Genomic DNA, 22,967 nt, shown 5'->3' with positions numbered 1-22,967 from the left:
GAAGGGTTTTTTGGGCTATATGCTCTAAATGGCTCTAGAATCGATTTTAAGCGCGTTTAAGGGTGGGGGTTTGCTCTTGAGGGATGTATTGGGCGTACACACTTAGGGTCATGTGCGCGTTGGCGTGGCCTAACATCTTAGAGATACGCAACGCATTGGCTCCCCCTGAGAGCATGAGGCTTGCAAAGGTGTGGCGGGTGCTGTAGAGCTTGCGCGCACTCAAATGGAGCTGCTCTAAGAGTTTATACCAGGGCTTGGCTAGATTGAGATAACGCCCTGGCGTGAAGATGTAAGGACTGCTAGGGTTTTGCTCTAAATAGCGCAATAGGGCCTCTTTGACAATGGGCAACATCTCCAGGGTGCGCACACTCGAGCGCGTCTTAGGCGTGCCTAGCTCATTTTTTTGGCTTAAAGTGCGCTCAATGCGGATGGTATTCTTAGCAAAGTTGACATCACTCCATTTGAGAGCTTGAATCTCGCCCACTCTAGCCCCTGTAAAAAAAGCCACGACTAGATAGGTCTTAAGCCTCAGGTCCGAACACACCTCCAACATGTCACTCACCTCTTCTAGGTTTAGGGGTTGTTTTTCTTTAGGGGGCTTGGCCATAGCCAGGCGTTGCTTAAAAAAAGGGTTGGCCTCTATGTAGTCCATCTCTAGGGCAAAGTCTAAGAGGCGTTTGAGCAGGTGTGTGAGGTTTTTAGCATGGAATTGGCTGGGGGCTTTTTGGGCCAACTGGTTGTAGAAATCTTGGATACTCTGCTTGTTGATCTGGGCGATGGGGGTTTGAGCATTGAAAAGCTCCACAATGGTGTTGAGACGGCTCTTGATAGTGCGTTGGCTGGAGGGCTTGAGGCCTAGATTATGTCTTTGGAGGTATTCTTCTACAACAACGCCTAAAGAAGGGCTATTGGCGTATTTGATTTGGGCTTGGGCTTTGGCGCGATTTTCTGGCGTGTCGGGCATTTTCAAGCTGAAGCGTTTGCGTTTGCCCTGCTCGTACACTTCAGCATAAAGCATTCCATTGCGGGGGTAGTATCTCATTGTTACTCCTTTGTTTGTTTTGGAGTTCTGTGATTAGTGGATGTGTGTTGAATGAGAGCTTTATGACTTCATAAAAAGTCACCCCCCCTTGGGGATTTGAGCGCGCGTTTTAGCAGAGTTTTTTCAAGTGAGCTTGTAGGTTAAGACTTAGCTTGAGAATGCTCTTGGGCGCAGTTGAGTGCAAAGAAGAAGGATTGCAATAGGCTAGAAAAGCCTAGTTGTGGGGGGTTATGGGTGAATTGGTTTTTTGGGGGGATTGAAATGGGTTTTCCTTGCACTATTTAGCATACCAAGACAGGATAACGCTAAGTAAGATCGCGGATTTTTTCTAGAATAGCTTGGGCGCGTGTTTGCAGGAAGTAGTCATAGTCTTCAAAAAGGCGCATATCATCGCCTACAATCAAGTGCGTTGCCAAGCCCTCCGCACATTTTGAGTTGCTCTGCTGGTATTTGGGGATATAAACCCGCGGAGGTGTGTCTTTGATAGAACGATTCAAGCGCGCATCGATGCAGGTCATATTAGCGATTGCATCTGCGTTACTTCTAGGGTAGGCATATTTGAGATGATTCTTGGGGAAAAAGTGATGGAGGTTGCGCTTTTGCGCGCTATGTAAAAACAAGTTGTCTAAAATTACCTTGCTATTGTTGTCGAAATTCTTGGGTTCTAAAGTTGCCAAAACACAGAGGACAGCCCGATGTAGAGCATTCCGTGTGCTGAAGCGATCGGTGATTAGAAACTCTTGTGAGAGTTCAAGAGGCAGTTCTTTGTCAAAATCCACGGGTTTCTCTTCATAGATGCGTTTGACGATTTCAAACTGGATGCTCAAATGATCGTTTTGAATCTTGCCTAGGAAAGCGGATCGAAAAAAGAGGCGTCGGAGATTGGAAATTTGGCCAGCATTAGGAGATTTGCGCTGACTGAGTACATAGAAATACGCTATGAGCATAAAAAGAGCAGGATCTGACAAAAAGCCAGAAGCAGGGATATTGAGATCATGTTTGAGAAATTGGGCAGCATGTTTGAAACAGGGCGCGATCGCATTCCATCCATTCTGCACCTCCCTAGCACTTAGCTTTAAGAGAGCCGGGATAGAAATCTTTTCCTTGAGTGGGCTTGTGATATGGGCACGCAGATGATAGGCGATAAGCTGTAAGATCACCAAAGGTTTTTCAAGGCTGTAATCTAACTTCTCGAGTTCCCCCATGAGGGCTTGGGATCGCTCAATCACATTAAAGCCCTCTAAGGTGACAATGGCCTGACTCTCATCTGTTTCATCGGGAATATAAAATTTAGCGCATAGAATTTCAAAAGTGCTCAGTTTTGTGCCCCCAGTGTTGATACGAGCGAAGATTTCGATGATTTCCTCCAAGGCAGTTTGTGTAATCTCAATGGTAGGGAATAAATAATCTTCAATGTTGTACTTAAAGGCTTCGAACTCCATAGCAGTCTGTTTATCTAGCTGATACTTGTCCTGAATATCCAAGATACTTTGCGTAATCAAGTCATGCGCACTGACCGCTTGGAGGGGGTTCTCCTCTTTGGGGTTTTTGACAAAACAATATTCTCCATTTTCGTTCGCCTCCACCCTAAGCCAAATATCTTTGTAGTTCTCTCTAACCCTAGCACTTTTAGAGATTTGTAGGCCTTTGTAGACCATGAACAATGCCGTGATGCGCTGTTGCCCATCGAGTACATAGTGCGTGTATTCATCCGGATGAGGTCTTCCCAGTTCATAATGCCCAATCTCAGTGCACGCCTGCAATTTCTCCTTAGTTTTCCACAGCACGAAACTGCTCGTGGGGAATCCCCTGAGAATACTATCGATGAATTTGGCCACTTGCTCTTTAGTCCATACAAAATTTCTTTGGAAACGCGGGATTTGAAACTCCCCGTTTTCTAAAAGACGGACAATCTCCCTAAATTTTCTTTCTCCGTGATTACAAATAGGCATGGCTTACTTCTTCAAATTGATGGCTTCTTTAATGAGATCGTCTCCGGTGGTGAAGGCTTTAGCATTCATGGAGTAGCCTCGTTGCATTAAAATGAGATTCGTCAGAGAATGCCCAGCATTGACATTGCTGGTCTCCAGGTATTTGTGCATGATCTTGCCAAATTTGAGCTTGCCATCATCGCGATCCCAGCCGATAATTGGATTTCCACTCAAGGGCGCAGCGCGTCCGTTCACCGTCGCATTTTGGATATCAAAGAGATTGCTCCCCACTTTTTTAAGCCCTTGGTCATTGATGAAACTTGCGATTCCCACACGCCCCATGGTCTCTAATGCCCCATTACTGAAGATGAGGTGGATAATTCCGTCATCATCAATGCGCATGTTTTGCAACAAGCCCTTGGGCTTTCCATCTTGGGAAATTTGAAAGATTTTAGAATCTTCATAAGTTACATCGCTAGAATCGTAATCATCACTCTTAGCTAACGAGTAGGTCAAGGGGTTGCCCTTGAAGTCTAGTGTGACAGGGTCAGCCTGGATTTTGCCCGTTTTATCAAAGGTAATCGTTTGGCGCACGGGATTGTTAATAGGAGTTTTATCACGCGTCTCAATGATGGAACTTTCCACATCCCATTTGTCCTGTGAGTTGGGATTCAAGGGGTCTTTGATCTCTGTCATGAAAAAATCGCTTTTTAAGAGATATTTTTGTCCAGCTTTGTCGTAAATCTCAGCAGTGGTGCTGTAAAAGGGAATACGAATCGAGGTGGAATCTCGAGATTCACCCTTTTTTAAGATCGCCCCATTAGCCGTCCAACCTAATTTTTCTGCCATGTGACCTCCAACAGCAATGGTAGCAGTGGGGTCGCTAGGGTTTTTGATTTGCAGGAGCAAATGAGACTGCACATCATTGGGGCTACTCTTGATGACATCCAAATCTAAGTTTGCCTTAGTCTGGAGCAATTTTTTCAAATCCCCCAGAGTTCTAAACTCGTTTTTATCAGGTCCACCCGTGCCGTATTTAAAGGTAAAATCCTGCGCAAGATCGCCCTTGACCACCATGATCTCTAAATTGCGGTGCATGGCCAAATCTAAAGGCTCATTATCGTCATTGGCTAAGGCATTGACATCTTGGTTTAAGAAGCGATTCTGAATTACTTCTCCATTTTCGTCTAAAAAATACTCCTCAGCCGGGCGCACGTGGTTTCTGGGGTTTAAATTAAGACTGAGATTGAGCTTGGTTGTGACCACAGGTTGGTATTGCACATCACGGGGCAAATAAAGGGGAGTGAGCTTGCCTGCTTGCAAGGCCTTGGTCTCTTCTTCTTTGTTGCCTGCTGTTAAAATCCCATTTTTGATTTTGTGCAAATCTACGCCGTAGAGATAGTAACCATGTGAATTGACAATATACCCCTCTGCATCGCGCAAAAAATTTCCATCACGGGTGTAGAAATTTTCCTGAGCTTGCTGGTAACCATCTTTATTGATCTCCATGCTTCCATTTTTATTAGGCCCTACAACAAACCACCCACTTCCCTGATAAGCCATGTTAAATTCTGCATCACTGGGCATGTACTCGCCATCTTTATTAGAAATCGCGTTTCCCCCCGCAGCAGCCCCATAGTTACGATCATTGGCCGTGACCGTATTCCCCCCTAGAGAATCTAAGTGCGAAGCAAAAAGGGATTTAAACTCGGGATTATTGGCACGATAGCCCACAGTGTTGATATTGGCAATGTTATTAGAAACGCTGTCGATGCCAAATTGATGAGTCTTGATTCCAGAATAAGCGTTGAGAATTGTATCATTCATGCGTGCACCTCTGGTGCTTTTGTCGTCGTGTTGGCCAAGTTAGATACGCTATGCACAAGGGGCTTAGCAGGGGTGAGGAGACCCAAATTTTCATGGGATCGTGGCTCTGCACGGGTATTGGACGCGCTGGCAGAGATAGGCGTTTTAAGGGGAGATGCAGACTCTCGAGCTGGAGGAGTGGTAGAAGCGTTGGGCTTGTCTTCTGGAACAGACTTTTCAAACGAGCTCACATCAGAGTCAACACCCTTTTGAGATGCGTGTGGGGATTGCTTGGGTGCGGTGTCATTAGAATCGGACACCTTCGGAGTAGTGGGAGGAGGGGTGTTCTCCTGCACGAGGTGGGCTAAACTCTCATGTTGTTCCTGATCGTGGCGCGAACTAGGCTTGTCATAAAATTCTAGGGCACTATCCATTGGCAAAACCATATCGCCCATTCTAAGCATGGGTTTGCCCTTGTTAAATACCACACTCTGCACCTCGCCCCTGCCAATGCGCGTATGGAGATACTTATTGCTACTGGGGTCCAGATTGTATTCAGCTACAATCTCATAAGTGCCCGGCTTGACAGGTTTGCCCTCTTGATTCAAACCATCCCACTCAAAGTGCACATACCCATACTGACCACTTTTATCTTTCAAAGAGAGGGTGCGCACGAGTTTCTTATTTTGATCAAAGATTTGCACTCCCGGATTGCCCTCAGAAACCTTGATAGGCTGATCGAAATAGAGAGCAAAGGTAACCTTGCCCTTGCCTACATTGATTCCCTTGACATCGGTTTCGGCGATCTTGCCAATCATGGTAACGCTATTGCGCCCAGAAGCCTCTGTCATCAATGCGCTAGCCTTCAGGCTATTGTCCATTCCCTTATCCAAGTGATCGAGAGTTTCCTTGAGTTTGCCCTGGAAATCTTTGAGAGACTGGTTAGTCTGCTTACTGGATTGCATCGCATCGGCCACTTCTTTCATAGTCTTCTTATTCTCTTCTTGCATTTCCACTTGTGTGAGTTGTGCCGTTTGGGTGATGATTTTGTCGGTTTCCATAGGTGCCGTGGGGTCTTGATTCTTGAGTTGCTCTAAAAACAACTTCATGAACGCATCCTTATCTAAACCATTGGCAATCTTGGGCTCGTGTTTTTTCTTCTCCATCGCCGCTTTTGCCCCGGTCACTTCTGCTAAATCAATGGGCATGCCCTTCTCCCGTTGTAGTATAACCTCCATTATACCCTAATCTGCTGATCTTAAGCGTAGAGTCCTGCACTCTTAGATGATTCGGAGGGGGGGGCATTGGTATCCTTAGGTGGCGTGGGCGTGGTGGGCGAATTTTGACTAGGATTGCCTTGAGCCTGTCCTTGTTGTTGCTGTTGAGAATGACCCGATCCTCCATGCCCTGCGTTATTGTGGGCGATAAAACTCACATCCACATCGCTAAAGCCCATTTGGGCTAAATTGTGACGCAACTCATTGTTGTAAGAGGAAAGCAAAGCAGCTACAGGCGCGCTAGAAGCCACGCTCACTTGAATATTCTTACCCACTTGTTGGATTACCACATCCACTTTGCCCAATTTGTCGGGGTGGAGTTCCATGGAAAGTCTGCTAATGGGGGGTTTGAAATTTTGAAGTTCTTGTTTGAGTTCTGTAGCAAAGTTTTTAAGGGTTTCCTTGATCTGGGGGGCTTTGGGCAATTCCTTATCTTGAGTGTGTTGGATGGCCGTGTGGGATGCACTTTCTTTGATTGCCACACTAGATTTTTCTTCCTTGGTCTCTTCTAGGGTTGACTTGGCAGGGCCGTGCAGGGGTGCATGAGGAGCGTAGATTGAGGGGGGGAACTGCGCAAGAGCTTCCTTGAATGCCTGTTTGATCTCCTTATCATTAGTCTCATTGTCCTTAGGGAGGGTGTGTCCATAAATTTTTTGGGCGTTGACTTTGGCGAGATTCTGTTTCTGTTGGGCCGTAGTCTGTTGCCCCAAGAGTTGGGTTAAAGGGGTCTTGGGAGGAGTGGGAGTCTGTTGTGCAGGTTTAGTCGTGGGTTTTGGCGTTGAATCTAAAACATCTTTGATTTCCTCAGCTTGCTTGGGTGCTGGAGATGTTTCTTTTCCCCCTTTAAGAGTGGACTTGGGTTTTTCCTGCATCTCAAGTAAACTCTGGGTAGGGAGGGTTTTTTCCTTAATTTCTGTTGACCCCTTGGGGGTTTTAGACACTTTCTTTTCATGTTTGAGCTTGCTCAAGCCTAGCTTTTTGGCACTCTCCAGCTTCTGGATGTCTGAGAGCTTGGCATCTTTGGAATTTGAGAGCATTTTACCTGATGGTAAATCCTTATCGTTAAGGGCAATTTTCTGTGCTAAGAGCGCATCTTCAGAGGTCTTTGGAGTGGAATCGGGTAACTTGACCATCTTGGTATCGAGTAAGTGCGCAAGCGGACTTTGGGTAATATCTAGGCTCTGTTTACCCTTTGAAGCCCTCTTGTCTTTAGTAGGCATGTCGGCGGGTAGAGCCTGCTCTTTAGCATGGGGAGAAGACTTTAAAGGCAGAGCGTGCTTTTTGCTATCCCGGGTTTTTAAATCAGCAAGTGCTTTGAGATTATTTTTTTTATTGGATAAAAGCTGTTTGAAAGCATCTTTGTCTTCTAAAATCGCCTTATGTGTGGAGGGGGCCTTGCCCTTACTGGGCGCTTTGGCGGCCTCTAAATTGATAGGGTTGAGCGCCACACCGATCCTTTGTGTTTTCCAATACTACAAGCAAAGATAATACCATGAGCTAAGAGGGGGCGGGGCGTGTTCCTACCATGCCCATCACCACCATTCCTACAAAGAAGCTTCCCTCGATGAAATAGGCAAAGGGATCAAAGCCAATACCCAAAACAATATAAAAGAAAAGCATGGTAAGCATCAAAAGCGGTAACTGTGAATTTTGTTGGAGTCGTTGCCAAAAAATACGCGCGACCACACCCCAAAGTGCGAGCAATACTCCCAGCCCTACAAGACCTTTATGGGCCAGCGTGTTGAAAATCTCGTTATCGTATTTTCCCTTGCAGTCGCTCCCTTCTACACTATGATAAGAGTGTGCCATCGCAATAATTGTGTCCATGTGTTTGCAACGCGCACTTAAGCTCATTCCAAAGAGAGGTGAGAGGCGTACAATGACCAAGGCTTCTTTCCAACGCTCTAGCCGTGCGCCGATGCTTGAATCTGAATTTTTTTGCGCGTAAAGCTTGAGATCATGGCTAAAACTCTCGTGAGCCCATCTGGATATGTGAATCAGTGCGCGATTTTCTAACATCTGTTCCCCCACAAATAATCCGCCCAATACTGCACCAAGTATTAGCATGTAGGGCAGGGAGCGATAGGATTTTTGTAAGTAGAGCACTAGGACTGAGAGAGCGATAAAAGTACAGGCAAAAGCGATCCACGCGCTTCGGGTTGCGCTCATGATCACTACCATAAATCCCAGGAGCAAAGCTCCACTAAAAAACATCCTTTCGGCGCGTTTAGGTGTGTAAAGTGCGTAGATATAGCACCCAAAAATCGCTATAGAGCTCAGGGTAACAAAACCTACTATGGTGCTCCAAGCACTCACGCGTCCTATCCCAAAACCTAGTTTGCCCACCAGCGCGATCACCCCATTGCACGCAGATGCAAGTGCCATGCTATAGAAGATAACCCGTTGGTTGAGCGTAATAGGCACATGGCTTAGACACACTAAGGCCAATACGCCCAATAGATAAATTACAGGCATATTGAGCAAGCGTAAGTTATAGGAGAAGTGCTCTAAACTGCCATCCATAAAGAGATTTGGCAAGACACTTGCAAACATCAACACCCACACCCATACTAGCCACTTGTGCGCACGAGGTAATTGTAAGGAGGGCTTGTACTTGAGATAACAACCCACTGCTCCCAGCGCCAAGACAATCAAAAGAATCTGTGCGAGAGGCTTTTTGAAAGAAGTTAGAAAAAACAGCGCAAAGACTAGAGTGAAAAAGTTCGATGCGCTCACAAAAAGTCTAACGGTTTTTGATTCCCAGGGCTTGGATAACTTCCAAGTAGCGTTCGTGCTGGGTGCGTTTGAGGTACTTGAGCAAATTCCTACGATGTCCTACGAGCTTGAGAAGCCCTAAACGACTGGAATGATCCTTGGGATTGCTTTTTAGGTGAGCGCTTAAATCGCTAATACGCTGACTGAGCAAGGCGATTTGCACTTCACTAGAGCCCGTATCGCCCGCTTGCCTGCCAAACTTGGCAATAATTTCTTGCTTTTTTTCTGCACACAAAGCCATATAAACTCCTAGCTCAAAATTTTAACAATCTTTGATTATATCCTAGAAAAGTGAAATTTTACATGAAAGAGTGTAAAATAAGACCATCCTAACACAAGGGGTATCTAAGAGGCGTGGCGGGCAATAAACCTAAGAATATGCTTAAAAAAGCTTTTCCTTTCTTTAAACATTTGAGTCAGTCTAAAGACCTGACCGTAGTTGCTTTTGTGATCGCCATTTTGGGCATCATCATTGTGCCCCTGCCCCCCTTTTTACTCGATTTTTTACTCACCATTTCTATCGCACTCTCCGTGCTCATCATTTTAATCGGGCTCTACATCACCAAACCCACTGATTTTAGTGCTTTTCCTACTTTACTGCTCATTGTAACCCTTTATCGCCTTGCGCTCAATGTTGCCACTACGCGCATGATCCTCACTGAAGGGTATAAGGGTCCTAGCGCGGTGAGCGATATTATCAGTGCCTTTGGAGAATTCACCGTAAGTGGTAACTATGTGATTGGGACGATCATCTTTAGTATTTTGGTCTTGGTTAACCTTTTGGTAGTTACCAATGGTTCAACGCGGGTAACGGAAGTGCGCGCGCGCTTTGCCCTAGATGCGATGCCAGGTAAACAAATGGCCATTGACGCGGATTTGAATTCAGGATTGATTGATAGTGATGAGGCCAAAAAGCGACGTGCTGCCCTCACCCAAGAGGCAGATTTTTACGGCGCGATGGATGGGGCGAGCAAATTCGTCAAAGGCGATGCGATTGCCTCGATCATTATTACTCTTATTAATATTATCGGGGGCTTTCTGGTGGGGGTGTTCCAGAGGGACATGACCATTGGCTATAGTGCCTCTACCTTTACCATTCTGACCATTGGAGATGGTTTGGTGGGGCAGATTCCTGCGCTCATCATCGCTACGGCTACGGGCATTGTCGCCACACGCACCACCCAGCATGAAGAAGAGAACTTTGCTAGCAAACTCATTACCCAGCTTACCGATAAAAGCAAGACCTTAGTCATCGTAGGCTGTATCTTGTTGCTCTTTGCGAGCGTACCTGGATTGCCTACCTTTTCTTTGGCCTTTGTGGGGAGTTTGTTCTTATTTATCGCGTGGTTAATTTCGCGAGAGGGCAAGGATAATTTATTTGCTAAGTTTGAGAAATGGTTGAGCAAAAAGACGGGACTTGACCTCTCCACCAAAACCACTACACAGGTAGAACAAGCTCCTATCACTCGCCCTCAAAAAAGCGCAGAAGAGATTAAAAAAGAGGAAGAGCAGGCCATTAATGAGGTGCTTAAGATCGAGTTTTTGGAGCTGGCATTGGGTTACCAGCTCATCTCTTTAGCCGATGTCAAGCAGGGGGGGGACTTGTTAGAGCGCATTCGAGGTATTAGAAAAAAGATTGCCAGCGATTATGGCTTTTTAATGCCTCAAATCCGCATTAGGGATAATCTTCAACTGCCTCCCACGCATTATGAGATCAAACTCAAGGGGGTGAGTATTGGGGATGGAAATGTGATGCCCGATCGCTTTTTGGCGATGAATACCGGTTTTGCGGGTAAGGAGATTGAGGGTATCCCCACTAAAGAGCCCGCTTTTGGTATGGACGCGCTTTGGATTGAGCCTAAGGATAAAGAGGAAGCGATCATTCAGGGCTATACTATTATTGACCCCTCCACGGTGATTGCCACACACACCAGTGAACTCGTCAAAAACTACGCTGAGGAATTCATTACCAAAGATGAGGTCAAGTCGCTTTTAGAGCGCTTAGCCAATGACTATCCGGCCATCGTGGAGGAGGCCAAAAAAATCCCTACTGGAGTAATTCGCTCCGTCTTGCAGGAGCTTTTGCATGAAAAAATCCCCATCAGGGATATGCTCACCATTTTGGAAACCATCACTGACATCGCCCCCAGTGTGCAAAATGACATCATGATTTTAACCGAGCAGGTGCGTGCACGCCTCTCCAGGGTGATCACCAATATTTTTAAGTCTGAAGATGGCACGCTCAAACTACTCACCTTAGGCACAGCCACCGAGCAGTTTTTACTAAACAAGCTCAAAGATCAAACATCAGGGAAATTCCTTCTTTTGAACGCAACTGAAATGCAACAACTCATCGAGAGTATTTCTGCAGAATCGATGAAAATTTTACAAAGGGGGATCGCTCCGGTGATCTTAATTGTCGATCCGGAGTTGCGTCGCCCGCTTTCCACAAAGATGGAGCAATTTAAAGTCGATATTGTGGTCTTAAGCCATGCCGAATTAGACACTAATGCTAAATACGAGGTGCTAGGCACGATTAATATTAATTTTTAAGGAACATGCATGCAGGTCTTTCACTTATCTCACATCGATTTAGACGGTTATGGTTGCCAGTTTGTCAGCCGTCATTTTTTTGAACACATTACTTACTACAATGCCAATTATGGTAAGGAGGTGTCTGCAAGACTCAAAGAAATCATCACTGCCCTTAACAGACAGAATGCGCAAAAGGCACTAATTTTGGTAACAGACTTGAATTTGACTTTAGGCGAGGCGGAGTTTTTGCAAAAAGAGAGTGAAGCATTGCGCTTGCAGGGCAAAGAGGTAGAGATTTTACTTTTAGATCATCACATCACAGGACAGGATGCTGCACAGGCATATTCTTGGTATCATTTAGATGTGGACAGAAGTGCTTCCAAGATCACTTTTGAAACCCTAAAGGAACGTTATAAACCTTTACAGGAGGGCACGCTTGAGAAACTCACCCCAATGGTGGAGATGATCAACTCGGTGGATATTTGGCAAGAAGAGGGTTTTGGGTTTGAGCTGGGCAAGGTGTGCATGCGCATGATTGCCAGCACGCACGAGCTCAATCGTTTCATGTTTGATGTGGAGCATCGCGCTTATAAATTTGCCTTGTTAGATCATGTGCCCCACTACATTCACCAAGATAAGGGTGCCGTCTTGTTTGACAATGATCTCTTTAGGTTAAAAAAGATCGCCCTAGGAGGTGAACCTGATCAAGAGACAATGGATAACATCGCTTCCAACGCGCAGGTATCTCTACTCTCACAGAAAAAAGAAGCTTGTAGTGTGCTATGCGAGGGTAAAAAGGGTTTTTTAAGCTATTCTATGGGGGGTATTAGTGTGCTGGCTAACCTCTTTTTGCGTGAAAACCCCGAGTTTGATTTTTATATCGATGTGAGTTTTAGAGGCAGCGTGAGTTTACGATCCAATAACAAATGTGATGTAAGTAGCATAAGTAAACAATATTTCAATGGGGGGGGGCATAAAAATGCCAGCGGAGGTAAAATTGAGGGTTTTAAAGAAAGTTTTAGCTATTATGACATTAAGGAACAACTGGAGGGGGTCTTCGCACGAGAAATCGAGGATGGTTCCGATGGTTTTTTTGCCAATCGGTTTGTGTTTTAGCCTTAGCGAGATCATATAAAAATATAAAGGAATGTTCATGAGGTCATTGTTTGTCGCTTCTTGTTTGTCCTTGGCCCTGATAACGGGGTGCACTACTTACAGCGTAAGTCCCGAGCAGGTGTCTAAGTACAATAATGGTGTAAAAGTGCTTACCTCCAATCAGCCGCATTCTAAGGTGCAGGTAGAAGTCGCACAGAAAAAACTCAAGGGTGTGGATAATCCTCCCTTGGTACTCTATGTGGGAGCGCAGCTCACAGAGGGTGAGCCTTTGGAGTTTGATAGCACTCATGTCAGCGTGACTGAGGGGCAACGGGAGCTACCCGTGCTCACTTTTAGCCAAATGCTCAAGTCCAGTTACGACTTTGACCCCGTGTTGCAAAAGTTTAACATTGCTGTGCCCTCCACTCCAATCACCTCAGATAATTTCGCTTCGCCTGCATTTTACTACGGGCAGGGGGCTTTCTTGGCCTATGATATGATGTTAGGCACTCCCTTTATGATGATGGATGACGCGCAAACCCAGGCGATCATGCAAGATGAGCGCCAAGCTTTCAAAATCATGGCGATTAACTATCTCAGACGCTCTACGCTTAAACCCGATGGTAAAGCTAGAGGCGGTTTTATTATCGTCGATCCCAAGCACATCACCCCGGGCACTTTACTGGTTAAGGTGGCTCTCAATGATGATGTGCACACCTTTAAGATTGACATCAAGTAGGTTCTTTGCAGACTCTGTACGCTCTTTTAGCCCAGGTTTCTAGCGTCACCACTCTTAAAGGTTTGGAAGATCTGCGTTTACAAGCTTTGGGCAAGAAGGGCTTGCTCACTCAAGAGTTTGCCCAGCTTAGAAACTTAAGTGGGCAGGAAAAAGCTCAAAGAGCCCAAGAGCTTAATCAGTTTAAAGAAGCTTTTACCCATGCCCACACCCAACAAAAGCAAACCCTGCAGGCTTTAGAGTTAGAAGCTCAATTAAAATCTGAGAAAATCGATCCGAGTTTAGCTAACACCCACTTTGGCACAAGTCTAGGCCACCCACTCAACTATACCAAGAATCGCATTATTGAGTATTTCACCCAATTGGGCTTCAAATTACATTTGGGAGCATTGGTAGAAGAGGAGTTTTACAACTTTGAAGCGCTTAACATGCCTGCCTACCACCCCGCGCGTGCCATGCAAGACACCTTCTACTTTAAAGACCACAAGCTCCTACGCACCCACACCTCCCCCACCCAAATCCACGCCATGCAAACCCAGAAACCCCCCATTAAAATGATTGGGGTAGGCCCCACCTTTAGGCGTGATTACGACACCACCCACACTCCCATGTTCTCCCAAGTAGAGGGATTGGTGGTAGATGTTAAGGACAGAGTGCATTTTGGGCATCTCAAACAAGTCCTAGAAGATTTTCTGTACTATCTTTTTGGGAATATTCGCGTGCGTTGGCGCGCAAGCTTTTTTCCCTTTACAGAACCTAGCGCAGAGGTAGATATTAGTTGTGTATTTTGTGCTCAAGAGGGGTGCAAGGTATGCAAGCATACGGGCTGGCTGGAGATTTTAGGAGCGGGGTGCGTGCATCCGGGTGTTTTTGAACATGCAGGACTGGAGAATGTAAGTGGATATGCCTTTGGGATGGGGATTGAGCGCTTAACCATGCTCACATGTGGAATCAACGATCTAAGAAGTCTTTTTGAAACTGATTTGAGATTACTAGGGGCTTTTTAATGTTGTTAAACACCTATGCTTTAGACGATTTTTTAGAGGGCGGTTTGCCCGATGTATCCACTCTGTGCGCAGATTTGAGTCGCATTGGCCTAGAGGTTGAGAGCGCAACCTCTTTTGAATTGCCTTCTCAAGTAGTGGTGGGGCAAGTCTTGGAATGTGTCAAACATCCCGATGCCACCAAACTACATGTGTGTCAAGTGGATGTCGGCTCTGAGGTCTTGCAGATTGTGTGTGGGGCTGAAAATGTCAAAGTCGGGCAGTTTGTCGCTGTGGCATTGATTGGAACACATTTGCCAGCGTGTAACCTCAGTATACGAGCGAGTACATTAAGGGGTATTCAGAGCTTTGGCATGCTCTGCTCGAGTGTTGAGCTGGGTTTGCCCAAGCTCTATGAAGGAATTTTGATCCTAGATGGCAGTTTGAATAGAAATGAGCCCTTAGAACTGGGCGCACCCCTTAGAGATTTGCCCTTTTTTGCAGGCACTCTCTTAGACATTGCGATCACGCCTAATCGCGGAGACTGCTTGAGTGTGCTAGGCATTGCGCGCGAAATTAGTGCACTCTATGCTCTGCGTCTCAAATCTCCCCCCAACCTCCCTTATACTCCCCTAGAAAACCTTCCCAGCCTCCCCCCTACTAAGTCCCTCCCCTCTTGCGCGCTACACTATGGCATGCTGGACTTGGATACACACTTTTTACCCCTAGAGATTGCCCTCACTCTTGCCTTGCAACACTCTTTGCAAGAGAGTTGGATCGCCAATCTCTTAGAGTATAGCACCTATATTAGCGGGGTGATCTTGCAAGCCTACCCTGTTACATCCCTAGAAGTGTGTGTAGATACACAGGGATTTTTACAAATCAGACACGCCAACAATATCCTAGCTACCCTTGGGGTAAGCTGCCCAACCCCACCCCCTGCAGGTCCCTATCTACTAGAGGCGAGCTTTATAGACCCTAGCCATTTATGCCAATGCTTGCACCTTCACCCCCAACAAGCCACGCTCTCCCTCACTCATCGCACTCAACGCGGGAGTAATCCGCGGGTGCAAGAGGGTTTAGAGTGGTTAGCCTTTTTGCTGGTACGCTTTTACCCTGAGGCCAAGCTACGAGTTGGCGCGTCCATGAGCACCTTCACCTCTCCAAGCCTCAGCTTCACTCTTACAGAAATCGCCCATATTCTAGGGACAAATATTGGTTTCAAACAAGTGCGTGCCATCTTAGAGAGTTTGGGTTTTGGGCTGAGCGTGCTAGAGGACACACTCATGACCCAAGTGCCCTCCTATCGCCACGATATCAAGGGTGTTCACGACATCGCAGAGGAGATCTTGCGCTTTTTGGGCATTGACAACACTCCCAAAGCCATTTTACACACCACAGAAGCCAGTAGTGCCAACCCTCACTACGCCCGCTATCGCTTTGAGAGGAATCTAGCCACAAAAGCTCTAGCCCTGGGCTTTAAAGAGGTAGTGCACTACCTCTTTGCCAAAAGAGAGAAATTAGAGGTGCTAGGCTATCCCATCTTGCAAGAAGACCTAGACTTACTCAATCCTATCAATGCCGATCTCAACACCTTACGCACTTCTCTAATCCCCGGACTCTTAGAGGCTACCACGCACAATAAAAACTTAGGCTTTAAAAGCATTGCTTTGTTTGAGCTAGGGAGTGTCTACAACGCCCAGCGCGAGGAGAGAACCAGCCTAGCTTTTTTAGCCAGCGGGCTTAAAACCCTGCCCCATTACCCCTACCCCAAGGGGCAGGCGTGGGATTTTTATGCCTTTGCGCACGCGATTTCCAGCATTGTAGGGACTTTCAACCTAGAACCCATTGCTTTAGATCAAACCCACCCCTATTTGAGCACCACCTACCACCCCTACCAGAGCGCGTGGATGGTGCAGGAGGGGCGCAAAATCGGGGTTCTGGGCGCAATCAACCCCATCTTAGTCCAAAAAGACGACCTGCTAGAGGGCTTTATTGCCGAGATCGATCCTGTATCTTTACACCAAAAGCCCTACAAAGCTCAAGAGTTTTCCAAACTCCCCACCAGCTTTAGAGATTTGACGATTGTGCTCCATAAAGACTGCCTTTTTGCCTCCCTAAAACAACGCCTCCAAGAAGCGCGTATTCCTCACTTAAAAGAAGTTTTTCCTTTGGATATTTATACAGAAAATACCGAGCAGATCGCCCTGAGCGTGCGCTTAAAAATCCAGTCCCAGGAGGCTTTGACTGATGCGCAATTGCAGGCTGTAACAGAGCAGACTCTAAGCATCCTAGAGCGCGATTTTAATGCCAAGCTCAAACATTGATGCTGTACATCGCCCCCGCTCCCGGCTTTGATCTGATCTTGGAAAACCTGCCCGCAGACAAGTCTTTAAGCCACCGCGCGCTCATTTTTGCTCTTTTTTGCCAAAAACCCTGCTTTGTGCAAAACTTGCTCATGGGTCAAGATTGCCTAAGCACACTTAACATCGCTAAAGCACTAGGCTTAAGAGCACACAAACACGCCCTTAACGCTCTCAAGCTCACCCCCCCTAAACAATTTTTACATTTTAACGAGCCCTCTAAGCCCCTAAATTGTCGCAATTCGGGCACAACCATGCGCCTTTTTAGCGGATTACTTAGCAGTAGTCGGGGCCAAAAAAACCACTATGTCTTAGTGGGCGATACCTCTTTGAGTAAACGCCCCATGGGACGCGTGATCGTCCCCTTGCAGGCGATGGGCGCACACATCCATGCAAGAGCACAAAATCTAGCTCCCTTGAGTATTGTAAGCGCACCCTTACAAGGTACGCAGTACATAAGCCCCATTGCTTCCGCACAGGTCAAAAGTGCGATCCTGCTTGCTACGCTCAATGCCAAAACCCCTACCACATTTAGCGAGCCGCATTTAAGCCGCGATCACACTGAAAGAGGCCTATTGGTTTTGGGTGCACCCCTAAAAATCACCCCAAGAAGCCTACACCTAGAACCGCTACAAAAACCCCTAGAGTCTTTCTCTTGGAGCATCCCTGCCGATCCCTCAAGCGCGTTTTACTTTGCTCTAGCAGTCGCCCTAGTGCCTCAAAGCGCGGTGTTATTAAAGAATGTCCTACTCAACCCCACACGCATAGAAGCCTTTAAAATCTTAGAGCAAATGGGCTTGCATGTGGAGTTTCACTTACACACCCAAGAGATCGAACCTGCGGGGACTATTTATGTGGAACATCGCCCCCTCAAAGCCCTTGAGATCAAAGACAATATCCCCTTTTTGATTGACGAATTGCCCGCTTTGGCAGTGGCCATGGCTGTTGCAAGGGGTATAAGCGTGGTAAAAAACGCCCAAGAATTGCGTGTCAAAGAAAGCGATCGCATCGCCACTACTTTAAGTAATTTAGCCAAAATGGGGATAGAATGCCAAGCCCATGAAGATGGTTTTAGCATTAAAGGGGGGTGTCTTAAAAGCCCCCAAGAGCCCCTAGAGAGCTTTGGGGATCACCGCATCGCTCTAAGTTTTGCTATAGCTTTGCTAGCTTGTGGGGGGAGTCTGAAAAACACAGAGTGCATGGCAGTTTCTTTCCCCAATTTTCAAGAGATTTTAGGGCGCATTGCCCCCATTAAGGACATTTATGCAAGTGAAAATGGCTAAGAATTATGGCTTTTGTTTTGGCGTGAAGCGCGCCATTGAGATTGCCCAAAAGAATAAAGATAGTCTCACACTAGGTTCTCTCATCCACAACCCAAAGGAAATCAAGCGCCTAGAGCAGGATTTTAATGTGCGCGTGCAAGAGGATGTTAACACGATCGAGCCCAATAAAAGCGTGATTATCCGCACGCATGGCATCCCTAAAAACGACCTAGCCCAGCTCAAAGATAAGGGAGCGCATATCATTGATGCCACCTGCCCCTATGTAATCAAACCCCAACAAATTGTAGAAAAAATGAGCGCACAGGGGTATCAGATCGTGCTTTTTGGGGACGCAGATCACCCGGAAGTCAAAGGGGTTATTAGCTATTCGAGTACACCTCCTCTAGTGGTGAGTTCTTTGGAGGAATTGCAAGATCAGGGCTTGGCTAAAAAGGTTGCTTTAGTATCCCAAACCACCAAACAAACCCCCAAACTCCTAAAGATCGCCAGCTTCCTCATCGCGCGTTGTGCAGAGGTGCGTATTTTTAACACCATCTGTAACGCCACCTTTGACAACCAAGAAGCAGTTAGAGAACTCAGCCAAGAGGTGGATGTGATGATTATCGTGGGAGGCAAGACCTCTTCTAACACCAAGCAACTTTTTCACATTGCCAAAGAATTTTGCCCGGATAGCTACTTGGTGGAGGATTTCAACGATCTCAACCCCCAGTGGTTTAGCGGTAAAAAGCTCTGTGGGATCAGCGCGGGGGCTTCTACTCCCGATTGGATCATTGAAGGGGTGCGTCAAAGCATCGTAAGGTTTTGAACGCTATGAATCCCTATAGCACCCAATGCATTGATCAAAGTGATATAGAGGCTGTGGTGCAAGCCCTTCAGAGCGCACACCTAGCACAGGGCCCTTTAGTAGAAGAATTTGAGAAAGCCATGGCCACTTATTTGGGCGTTGCACATGTGCTGGCGTGTAATAGCGCCACTTCTGCACTGCTGATGACCTACCAAGCTCTAGGGTTGGCAAAACATGATGCAATCACCACCCCTATTAGCTTTGTAGCCACGACCAACATGCTCTTAGCATGCCAGGCTATGCCACTATTTTGCGACATTGGGACAGATGGTAATCTGAACCCCGCGCTCTTAGAAGAAACCTACCGCGCGCATCCGCAAAGAGAACGCGTTAAAGCAGTGGTGAGTGTGGACTATGGAGGGCGGAGCGTGGACGTACAGGCTATCAAGGAGTTTTGCGCGCGCTATGGATTGTATTTTATTTCAGATAGCTCACACGCACTTGGGGGGACTTATAGGGGGCAAAAGATTGGAAGTTTAGCTGATGCCACGATTTTTAGTTTGCACGCGATCAAGCCCATCACCACCGCCGAAGGAGGGCTCATTGCCACGCATGACAGCGCACTTTATCATAAACTCAAATTACTGCGCGCGCACGGGGTGGAGAATCGGGGTTTTGATGTGGAAGTGCACAATTATGGCTATAATTTTAGAATGAACGAATTGCAGGGAGCATTGGGTTTAAGTCAACTGCCCAAACTCGATGCCTTTGTTGCTGTGCGCGAAGAGATCGCACGCTTTTACGATCGTGCCTTTACCAACAACCCTTATTTTACCCCCCTGCATGCAAGCTTACCCCCCCATGTCGCCAGTTCCAACCATCTCTATCCAATTCTCCTAAACCCAAATCTATGGGAGAAAAAAAACGCATTATTACAAGCTTTGCTGGACGCGCAAATAGGCGTGCAGGTGCACTATAAGCCCATTCATACCTTTAAGCTTTATCAAGAACGCTTGGGATATTTGCATCTCTCTACAGCTCAAGACTTTTATCGAGCTGAACTCTCACTCCCTTGCCACCAAAAAATGACCTTAGCTTTAGCCCAATACAGCGCAGACACACTCTTGAAAATTTGCGCGGAACTCTGGAGGTCATAAAGCGTCCACCTACTAGAAACGAATGAATCTACTGGGTTTACAAGACGGGTTTGGCCTACTTTTTGTCTTTGTCTCTTAAACCCATCAGACCACCTACAGCAGCTCCTAGACCTGCTCCAACTAGAGTGCCTACCACAGGAACCATAGAGCCTAAAAACCCTCCAATGGCAAACCCAGCCAAGGGCTTGGGAACTTTGGGGGTCGTCTTGTTAACTTGAGAATCTTCCATGCCTATCTACTCCTAATATTGTCAATACCCGTACCCAAACAATTTCCGGTCTCATCGTATGCTTTGATGATCTATCAAATGATGCTCTCCCCCTCCCCTAGTCTAACAACTTAAGTGCTTCTTGATAAAGCATAAAATTTTTCACCACCCAGTCTTTGAGCTGATCAACTTTCTGAGTAGAGACCCCCATCTCTTTGGCATAAAAATAGATAGTATCACGCTCATTATCATGCCACCTACTATCTGCCAGGGCGACAGAAGCCAATTCTAACAACACAGCGTGTTTAGCGTGATTAGTGGTGAAGATTCGACCTAAAGTATTTAAAGGCACTTCCTTCTCGCTGATGCCATATTCGCATTGCTTTTTAATCACATCTAAAGCCCCTAATTGCAATTCATGCAACACTCCATCGGCTTCAATAACTCTTCTTGCCAGATACAAGAACACTTGTTGTTGCTCCACACTTAAATCCTGAATAAACATGTTGCTCCTATGTTTAAAATTTTAAGTCCACGCGTCCAAACCCCTAGCTTTTAGAACAAGGATATACTTTTACCATTATTGTACGAATACTTGCATTATAACAGCCACGATCTTTTAACCCCTATCTCCACCATCAAAACTCGCTAGACTTTGCGCACCAGTATAAAGGATTAGTATCTGCACACCTTGAGCCAACAAGCCCAAACAGAATTGAGCGCAGCTCTAGCAGCACAGCAAATAGAGTTTAAAGGAGCTATCCAAGAATTCATTACGCGTGCGCGAGGCAAAAGTGTTTCAGAAAAGTTTTTAATCAAACAACAAGATCGAAAATAAGGAATTATCTGTGGGGGAGACCCCCACACCCCCCTGGGGCTTTTTAAGAGGGGAAAAAGTGTTGTAGAACGCTTTACAATCGTTTTGGGGGTATGGGTAGGCTTTCTTGAATGGTAAGGATATTAGAACGATTATGGGGCATTTTAGAGGGGTTTATGAAGGTGTTTTGAAGTGAAGAGGAGAGAAGATGTGTTTTGGAGGGTGTGAAGTAAAGCATTTTGAGTTCTTGTAAGAGGATTTGCATGGTTTAGCTGGTAGTGGCATCAATGGGATTACACACAAGAGTTTTTTGGGGCTTCTGGAGAGCTTTAAATTAAAAGTTTGTGGGTTATGGAGAAGGAGAATATAATTTGAGAGGTTCGGAACGGTCGAAGAGGATTAATAAAAACGACCACAAAAACACCTAAAATGCCACTATCTAATTTCTAAACTTCGTAGATTAGCAATTCTAGCATCACTATGAGAAAAAAGCCTTACTTATTCTTGTATTCTTCCATTTTGAGTCGACAGATGGTTAAAATAGGACCACATGTCTCAAGGTCGGGGAGCGTATTTTGCGATACGCTAGTTTGAGGGGGTTGCTGATTCTGTGGAGTGGGCGTTCTCTCTGTCATTCTGAAACCCTCAGGGTAAGTCATTAGATGAAGATTTTCTACACTTCCACCAAAACGCTCTAAAGCCTGTTGCATGGCTTCTTGTGTGAGATCAAGACTACTTGCAATGCGTATCTCTGCAGGGATTGTCAAACTTTCTTGATCGCTGGCAATCACAAAGCCATGCCCTACGCTCATGTCTAGCCCTGCTTTGTCTATAAACCACCCCCAAAAGCTTTCAGGCTCAAACCCCTGCCACAATTCTCCATTACACCGCAACACTTCAAAACCACTAGCTTGAAAAACTCCCACCCCGATTTGACCATTTACATGCACGATTAAAAAATTAGCCATCGACCTTTCCTACTGCAATGGGGTTTTTAAATTTCCCTACCTCTTGATACACCTCTTTAGCGCTCATATCAGGGTTGAGGGCTTTGAATGTGTCATGGAGCTTATCAGAAACCAAAATACGATCAGCTGTGCTCTCTAATTTGCCCTCTAAGTGTTGGGTGAGCTTGTCCATGTCTGCACCCTTAAAATTATCTAGCACTCTCTCTAGGACTTTAGCATTATAGACTTCGTTTTCTTTCCCGCCTGCCTCTATGGTATGGGTTGCAAGGGTTACCCAGCTCTCAGGGCTAAGTTCCACTCCCTTTTTTTCCTCAATAGCTTTAAGTGATACGGCTGCGGCTATAGCGGTGTTTTTGAGATGGTCTGCATCACTCCATTTTAGTTTGTCTTCTTTGGAGGGTTTCTCCACATTGGCGCGCGCATAGTCAATAAAGGCTTGGTAGCTCTCAAACTCTTCGGGCTTTTTATTGCAATTAGCGACTTGGTGACCCAAATCTTCCATGTCCTCTACCTTATCCTCTTTGCTAAAAATACCCAACACCTGCGCCACCGCAAAGATAATGCCCACAATGGGCAATAAGCCCGACCCCAAACTCGCCAAAGTTGCGCCCAAGCTAGCTAACCCTGCGCCTATACTGCTAGCTAAACTTCCAATAGCACTACATACTCCACTAACAAAACTCCCTACTCCACTCCAAAATCCCATATTTATCCTTTCATTGATTTTTGCAAGGCATCAAATGCCGCTTGTTTTTCCTCTATGCTCTTTTTCATCGCCTCAATCTCGGCTTTGTATTGCTGGTATTTGGGCGGTTTGTTTCTTGTTGATACGAATTTGGGCGCATACCCACCTTCTTAACAACCTACCTATTTTTAAAAGCACAAATAAACAATCCCCAAAACCCATCATTCACCCTTTCAAACAATCTTCTAAGTTCAAATCAATATGATCGCTGTATTCGATCTCTTTCTCCTGCGTATTAAGTGCTTTATTGAGCACAAAGAGTAAAGCCTTTTTGGTCTGTTCAGGCAGACCACTCTTAGCATAGATTTTGCGCATTAAATAATCGGCTAAATACTCCAAATTAGCGGGCACTTTAGCCTTAAGGGCACGCACAGGCTCTAGCTTGATATGGTTGTCCTCAAAAGCCTTTCTCCACGCCAAACTAAAGCTATAAAAATCATAACTCAAGGCTTGCTTCACTTC

At 46.0% G+C, this 22,967-nt stretch carries 20 protein-coding genes; 8 read left to right on the top strand and 12 right to left on the bottom strand.

What is annotated here, in order from left to right; translation table 11 throughout:
• Positions 1-46: 46 nt before the first annotated feature.
• The 7 genes from C6H04_RS05940 to rpsO all read right to left on the bottom strand — a co-directional run bounded on the left by C6H04_RS05940 (position 47) and on the right by rpsO (position 9,072).
• Positions 47-1,042 (bottom strand): tyrosine-type recombinase/integrase, encoded by a 996-nt coding sequence (locus C6H04_RS05940; protein ID WP_104732605.1) that lies wholly within the window; start codon positions 1,040-1,042, stop codon positions 47-49.
• Positions 1,043-1,347: 305 nt separating this feature from the next.
• Complete coding sequence (locus C6H04_RS05935; protein ID WP_104732604.1) at positions 1,348-2,994, bottom strand: GmrSD restriction endonuclease domain-containing protein; 1,647 nt, start codon at positions 2,992-2,994, stop codon at positions 1,348-1,350.
• A 3-nt stretch (positions 2,995-2,997) separates the two neighbouring features.
• Positions 2,998-4,800, bottom strand: coding sequence for a flagellar hook-basal body complex protein (locus C6H04_RS05930; RefSeq protein WP_104732603.1), 1,803 nt, complete (start codon positions 4,798-4,800; stop codon positions 2,998-3,000).
• Entirely contained in the window at positions 4,797-5,987 is a 1,191-nt protein-coding gene (gene flgD / locus C6H04_RS05925; RefSeq protein ID WP_104732602.1) for a flagellar hook assembly protein FlgD, read from the bottom strand. Before flgD ends, C6H04_RS05930 begins: the two co-directional genes overlap by 4 nt.
• Before the next feature lie 50 nt (positions 5,988-6,037).
• Entirely contained in the window at positions 6,038-7,504 is a 1,467-nt protein-coding gene (fliK, locus tag C6H04_RS05920) for a flagellar hook-length control protein FliK (RefSeq protein WP_104732601.1), read from the bottom strand.
• Between the two features lie 49 nt (positions 7,505-7,553).
• Entirely contained in the window at positions 7,554-8,792 is a 1,239-nt protein-coding gene (locus tag C6H04_RS05915) for an O-antigen ligase family protein (protein ID WP_104695153.1), read from the bottom strand.
• 7 nt (positions 8,793-8,799) lie between these two features.
• Positions 8,800-9,072, bottom strand: a complete 273-nt coding sequence (gene rpsO, locus C6H04_RS05910; protein ID WP_104695154.1) for a 30S ribosomal protein S15 — start codon at positions 9,070-9,072, stop codon at positions 8,800-8,802.
• A gap of 137 nt (positions 9,073-9,209) precedes the next feature.
• Here rpsO and flhA point away from each other — a divergent pair, with 137 nt between their 5' ends.
• From flhA to pseC, 8 genes are read left to right on the top strand one after another with little or no spacing between them, the layout of a single operon-like run.
• The gene (gene flhA / locus C6H04_RS05905) at positions 9,210-11,384 is read left to right on the top strand and encodes a flagellar biosynthesis protein FlhA (protein ID WP_104695215.1); all 2,175 of its coding nucleotides are present in this window, start codon (positions 9,210-9,212) and stop codon (positions 11,382-11,384) included.
• 9 nt (positions 11,385-11,393) lie between these two features.
• Positions 11,394-12,482 carry a DHH family phosphoesterase gene (locus C6H04_RS05900; protein ID WP_104695155.1) on the top strand — a complete coding sequence of 363 codons (1,089 nt, stop codon included), beginning with the start codon at positions 11,394-11,396 and terminating at the stop codon, positions 12,480-12,482.
• A 37-nt stretch (positions 12,483-12,519) separates the two neighbouring features.
• Positions 12,520-13,200 carry a hypothetical protein gene (locus C6H04_RS05895; protein WP_104695156.1) on the top strand — a complete coding sequence of 227 codons (681 nt, stop codon included), beginning with the start codon at positions 12,520-12,522 and terminating at the stop codon, positions 13,198-13,200.
• A 14-nt stretch (positions 13,201-13,214) separates the two neighbouring features.
• Entirely contained in the window at positions 13,215-14,204 is a 990-nt protein-coding gene (gene pheS / locus C6H04_RS05890; protein ID WP_199766038.1) for a phenylalanine--tRNA ligase subunit alpha, read from the top strand.
• Entirely contained in the window at positions 14,204-16,507 is a 2,304-nt protein-coding gene (gene ytpR / locus C6H04_RS05885; RefSeq protein WP_199767094.1) for a YtpR family tRNA-binding protein, read from the top strand. Before pheS ends, ytpR begins: the two co-directional genes overlap by 1 nt.
• Complete coding sequence (aroA, locus tag C6H04_RS05880) at positions 16,507-17,826, top strand: 3-phosphoshikimate 1-carboxyvinyltransferase (protein ID WP_104732626.1); 1,320 nt, start codon at positions 16,507-16,509, stop codon at positions 17,824-17,826. The genes ytpR and aroA overlap by 1 nt, the downstream gene beginning before the upstream one ends.
• Positions 17,807-18,631 (top strand): 4-hydroxy-3-methylbut-2-enyl diphosphate reductase, encoded by an 825-nt coding sequence (locus C6H04_RS05875; protein ID WP_104732599.1) that lies wholly within the window; start codon positions 17,807-17,809, stop codon positions 18,629-18,631. The genes aroA and C6H04_RS05875 overlap by 20 nt, the downstream gene beginning before the upstream one ends.
• A 5-nt stretch (positions 18,632-18,636) precedes the next feature.
• Positions 18,637-19,767 carry a UDP-4-amino-4,6-dideoxy-N-acetyl-beta-L-altrosamine transaminase gene (gene pseC / locus C6H04_RS05870; protein WP_104732598.1) on the top strand — a complete coding sequence of 377 codons (1,131 nt, stop codon included), beginning with the start codon at positions 18,637-18,639 and terminating at the stop codon, positions 19,765-19,767.
• A gap of 55 nt (positions 19,768-19,822) precedes the next feature.
• On the opposite strand, the gene C6H04_RS07940 is transcribed toward pseC, so the two are convergent.
• From C6H04_RS07940 to C6H04_RS05850, 5 genes are all read right to left on the bottom strand, one after another.
• Entirely contained in the window at positions 19,823-19,996 is a 174-nt protein-coding gene (locus C6H04_RS07940) for a glycine zipper domain-containing protein (RefSeq protein WP_158653000.1), read from the bottom strand.
• A gap of 97 nt (positions 19,997-20,093) precedes the next feature.
• Entirely contained in the window at positions 20,094-20,480 is a 387-nt protein-coding gene (locus C6H04_RS05865) for a molecular chaperone DnaJ (protein WP_104732597.1), read from the bottom strand.
• An 806-nt stretch (positions 20,481-21,286) separates the two neighbouring features.
• A complete protein-coding gene (locus C6H04_RS05860) occupies positions 21,287-21,760 on the bottom strand; it encodes a hypothetical protein (RefSeq protein ID WP_104732596.1) in 474 nt (157 codons plus the stop codon).
• Positions 21,753-22,466, bottom strand: coding sequence for a hypothetical protein (locus C6H04_RS05855; protein ID WP_104732595.1), 714 nt, complete (start codon positions 22,464-22,466; stop codon positions 21,753-21,755). Before C6H04_RS05855 ends, C6H04_RS05860 begins: the two co-directional genes overlap by 8 nt.
• Before the next feature lie 204 nt (positions 22,467-22,670).
• On the bottom strand, positions 22,671-22,967 hold a 297-nt coding region (locus C6H04_RS05850; RefSeq protein ID WP_158653821.1), incomplete at its 5' end, for a hypothetical protein.

Origin of the sequence: Helicobacter salomonis (assembly GCF_900197775.1) — a bacterium.
Lineage (GTDB): Bacteria > Campylobacterota > Campylobacteria > Campylobacterales > Helicobacteraceae > Helicobacter > Helicobacter salomonis.
This window is presented reverse-complemented; position numbering and strand designations above follow the sequence as displayed.

Excerpts from the sequence above, each read along its gene's own strand:
- C6H04_RS05940 (WP_104732605.1), bottom strand. The coding sequence starts at position 1,042 with ATGAGATACTACCCCCGCAATGGAATGCTTTATGCTGAAGTGTACGAG.
- C6H04_RS05935 (WP_104732604.1), bottom strand. The coding sequence starts at position 2,994 with ATGCCTATTTGTAATCACGGAGAAAGAAAATTTAGGGAGATTGTCCGT.
- C6H04_RS05930 (WP_104732603.1), bottom strand. The coding sequence starts at position 4,800 with ATGAATGATACAATTCTCAACGCTTATTCTGGAATCAAGACTCATCAA.
- flgD (WP_104732602.1), bottom strand. The coding sequence starts at position 5,987 with ATGCCCATTGATTTAGCAGAAGTGACCGGGGCAAAAGCGGCGATGGAG.
- rpsO (WP_104695154.1), bottom strand. The coding sequence starts at position 9,072 with ATGGCTTTGTGTGCAGAAAAAAAGCAAGAAATTATTGCCAAGTTTGGC.
- flhA (WP_104695215.1), top strand. The coding sequence starts at position 9,210 with ATGCTTAAAAAAGCTTTTCCTTTCTTTAAACATTTGAGTCAGTCTAAA.
- C6H04_RS05900 (WP_104695155.1), top strand. The coding sequence starts at position 11,394 with ATGCAGGTCTTTCACTTATCTCACATCGATTTAGACGGTTATGGTTGC.
- C6H04_RS05895 (WP_104695156.1), top strand. The coding sequence starts at position 12,520 with ATGAGGTCATTGTTTGTCGCTTCTTGTTTGTCCTTGGCCCTGATAACG.
- ytpR (WP_199767094.1), top strand. The coding sequence starts at position 14,204 with ATGTTGTTAAACACCTATGCTTTAGACGATTTTTTAGAGGGCGGTTTG.
- aroA (WP_104732626.1), top strand. The coding sequence starts at position 16,507 with ATGCTGTACATCGCCCCCGCTCCCGGCTTTGATCTGATCTTGGAAAAC.
- C6H04_RS05875 (WP_104732599.1), top strand. The coding sequence starts at position 17,807 with ATGCAAGTGAAAATGGCTAAGAATTATGGCTTTTGTTTTGGCGTGAAG.
- pseC (WP_104732598.1), top strand. The coding sequence starts at position 18,637 with ATGAATCCCTATAGCACCCAATGCATTGATCAAAGTGATATAGAGGCT.
- C6H04_RS07940 (WP_158653000.1), bottom strand. The coding sequence starts at position 19,996 with ATGGAAGATTCTCAAGTTAACAAGACGACCCCCAAAGTTCCCAAGCCC.
- C6H04_RS05865 (WP_104732597.1), bottom strand. The coding sequence starts at position 20,480 with ATGTTTATTCAGGATTTAAGTGTGGAGCAACAACAAGTGTTCTTGTAT.
- C6H04_RS05860 (WP_104732596.1), bottom strand. The coding sequence starts at position 21,760 with ATGGCTAATTTTTTAATCGTGCATGTAAATGGTCAAATCGGGGTGGGA.
- C6H04_RS05855 (WP_104732595.1), bottom strand. The coding sequence starts at position 22,466 with ATGGGATTTTGGAGTGGAGTAGGGAGTTTTGTTAGTGGAGTATGTAGT.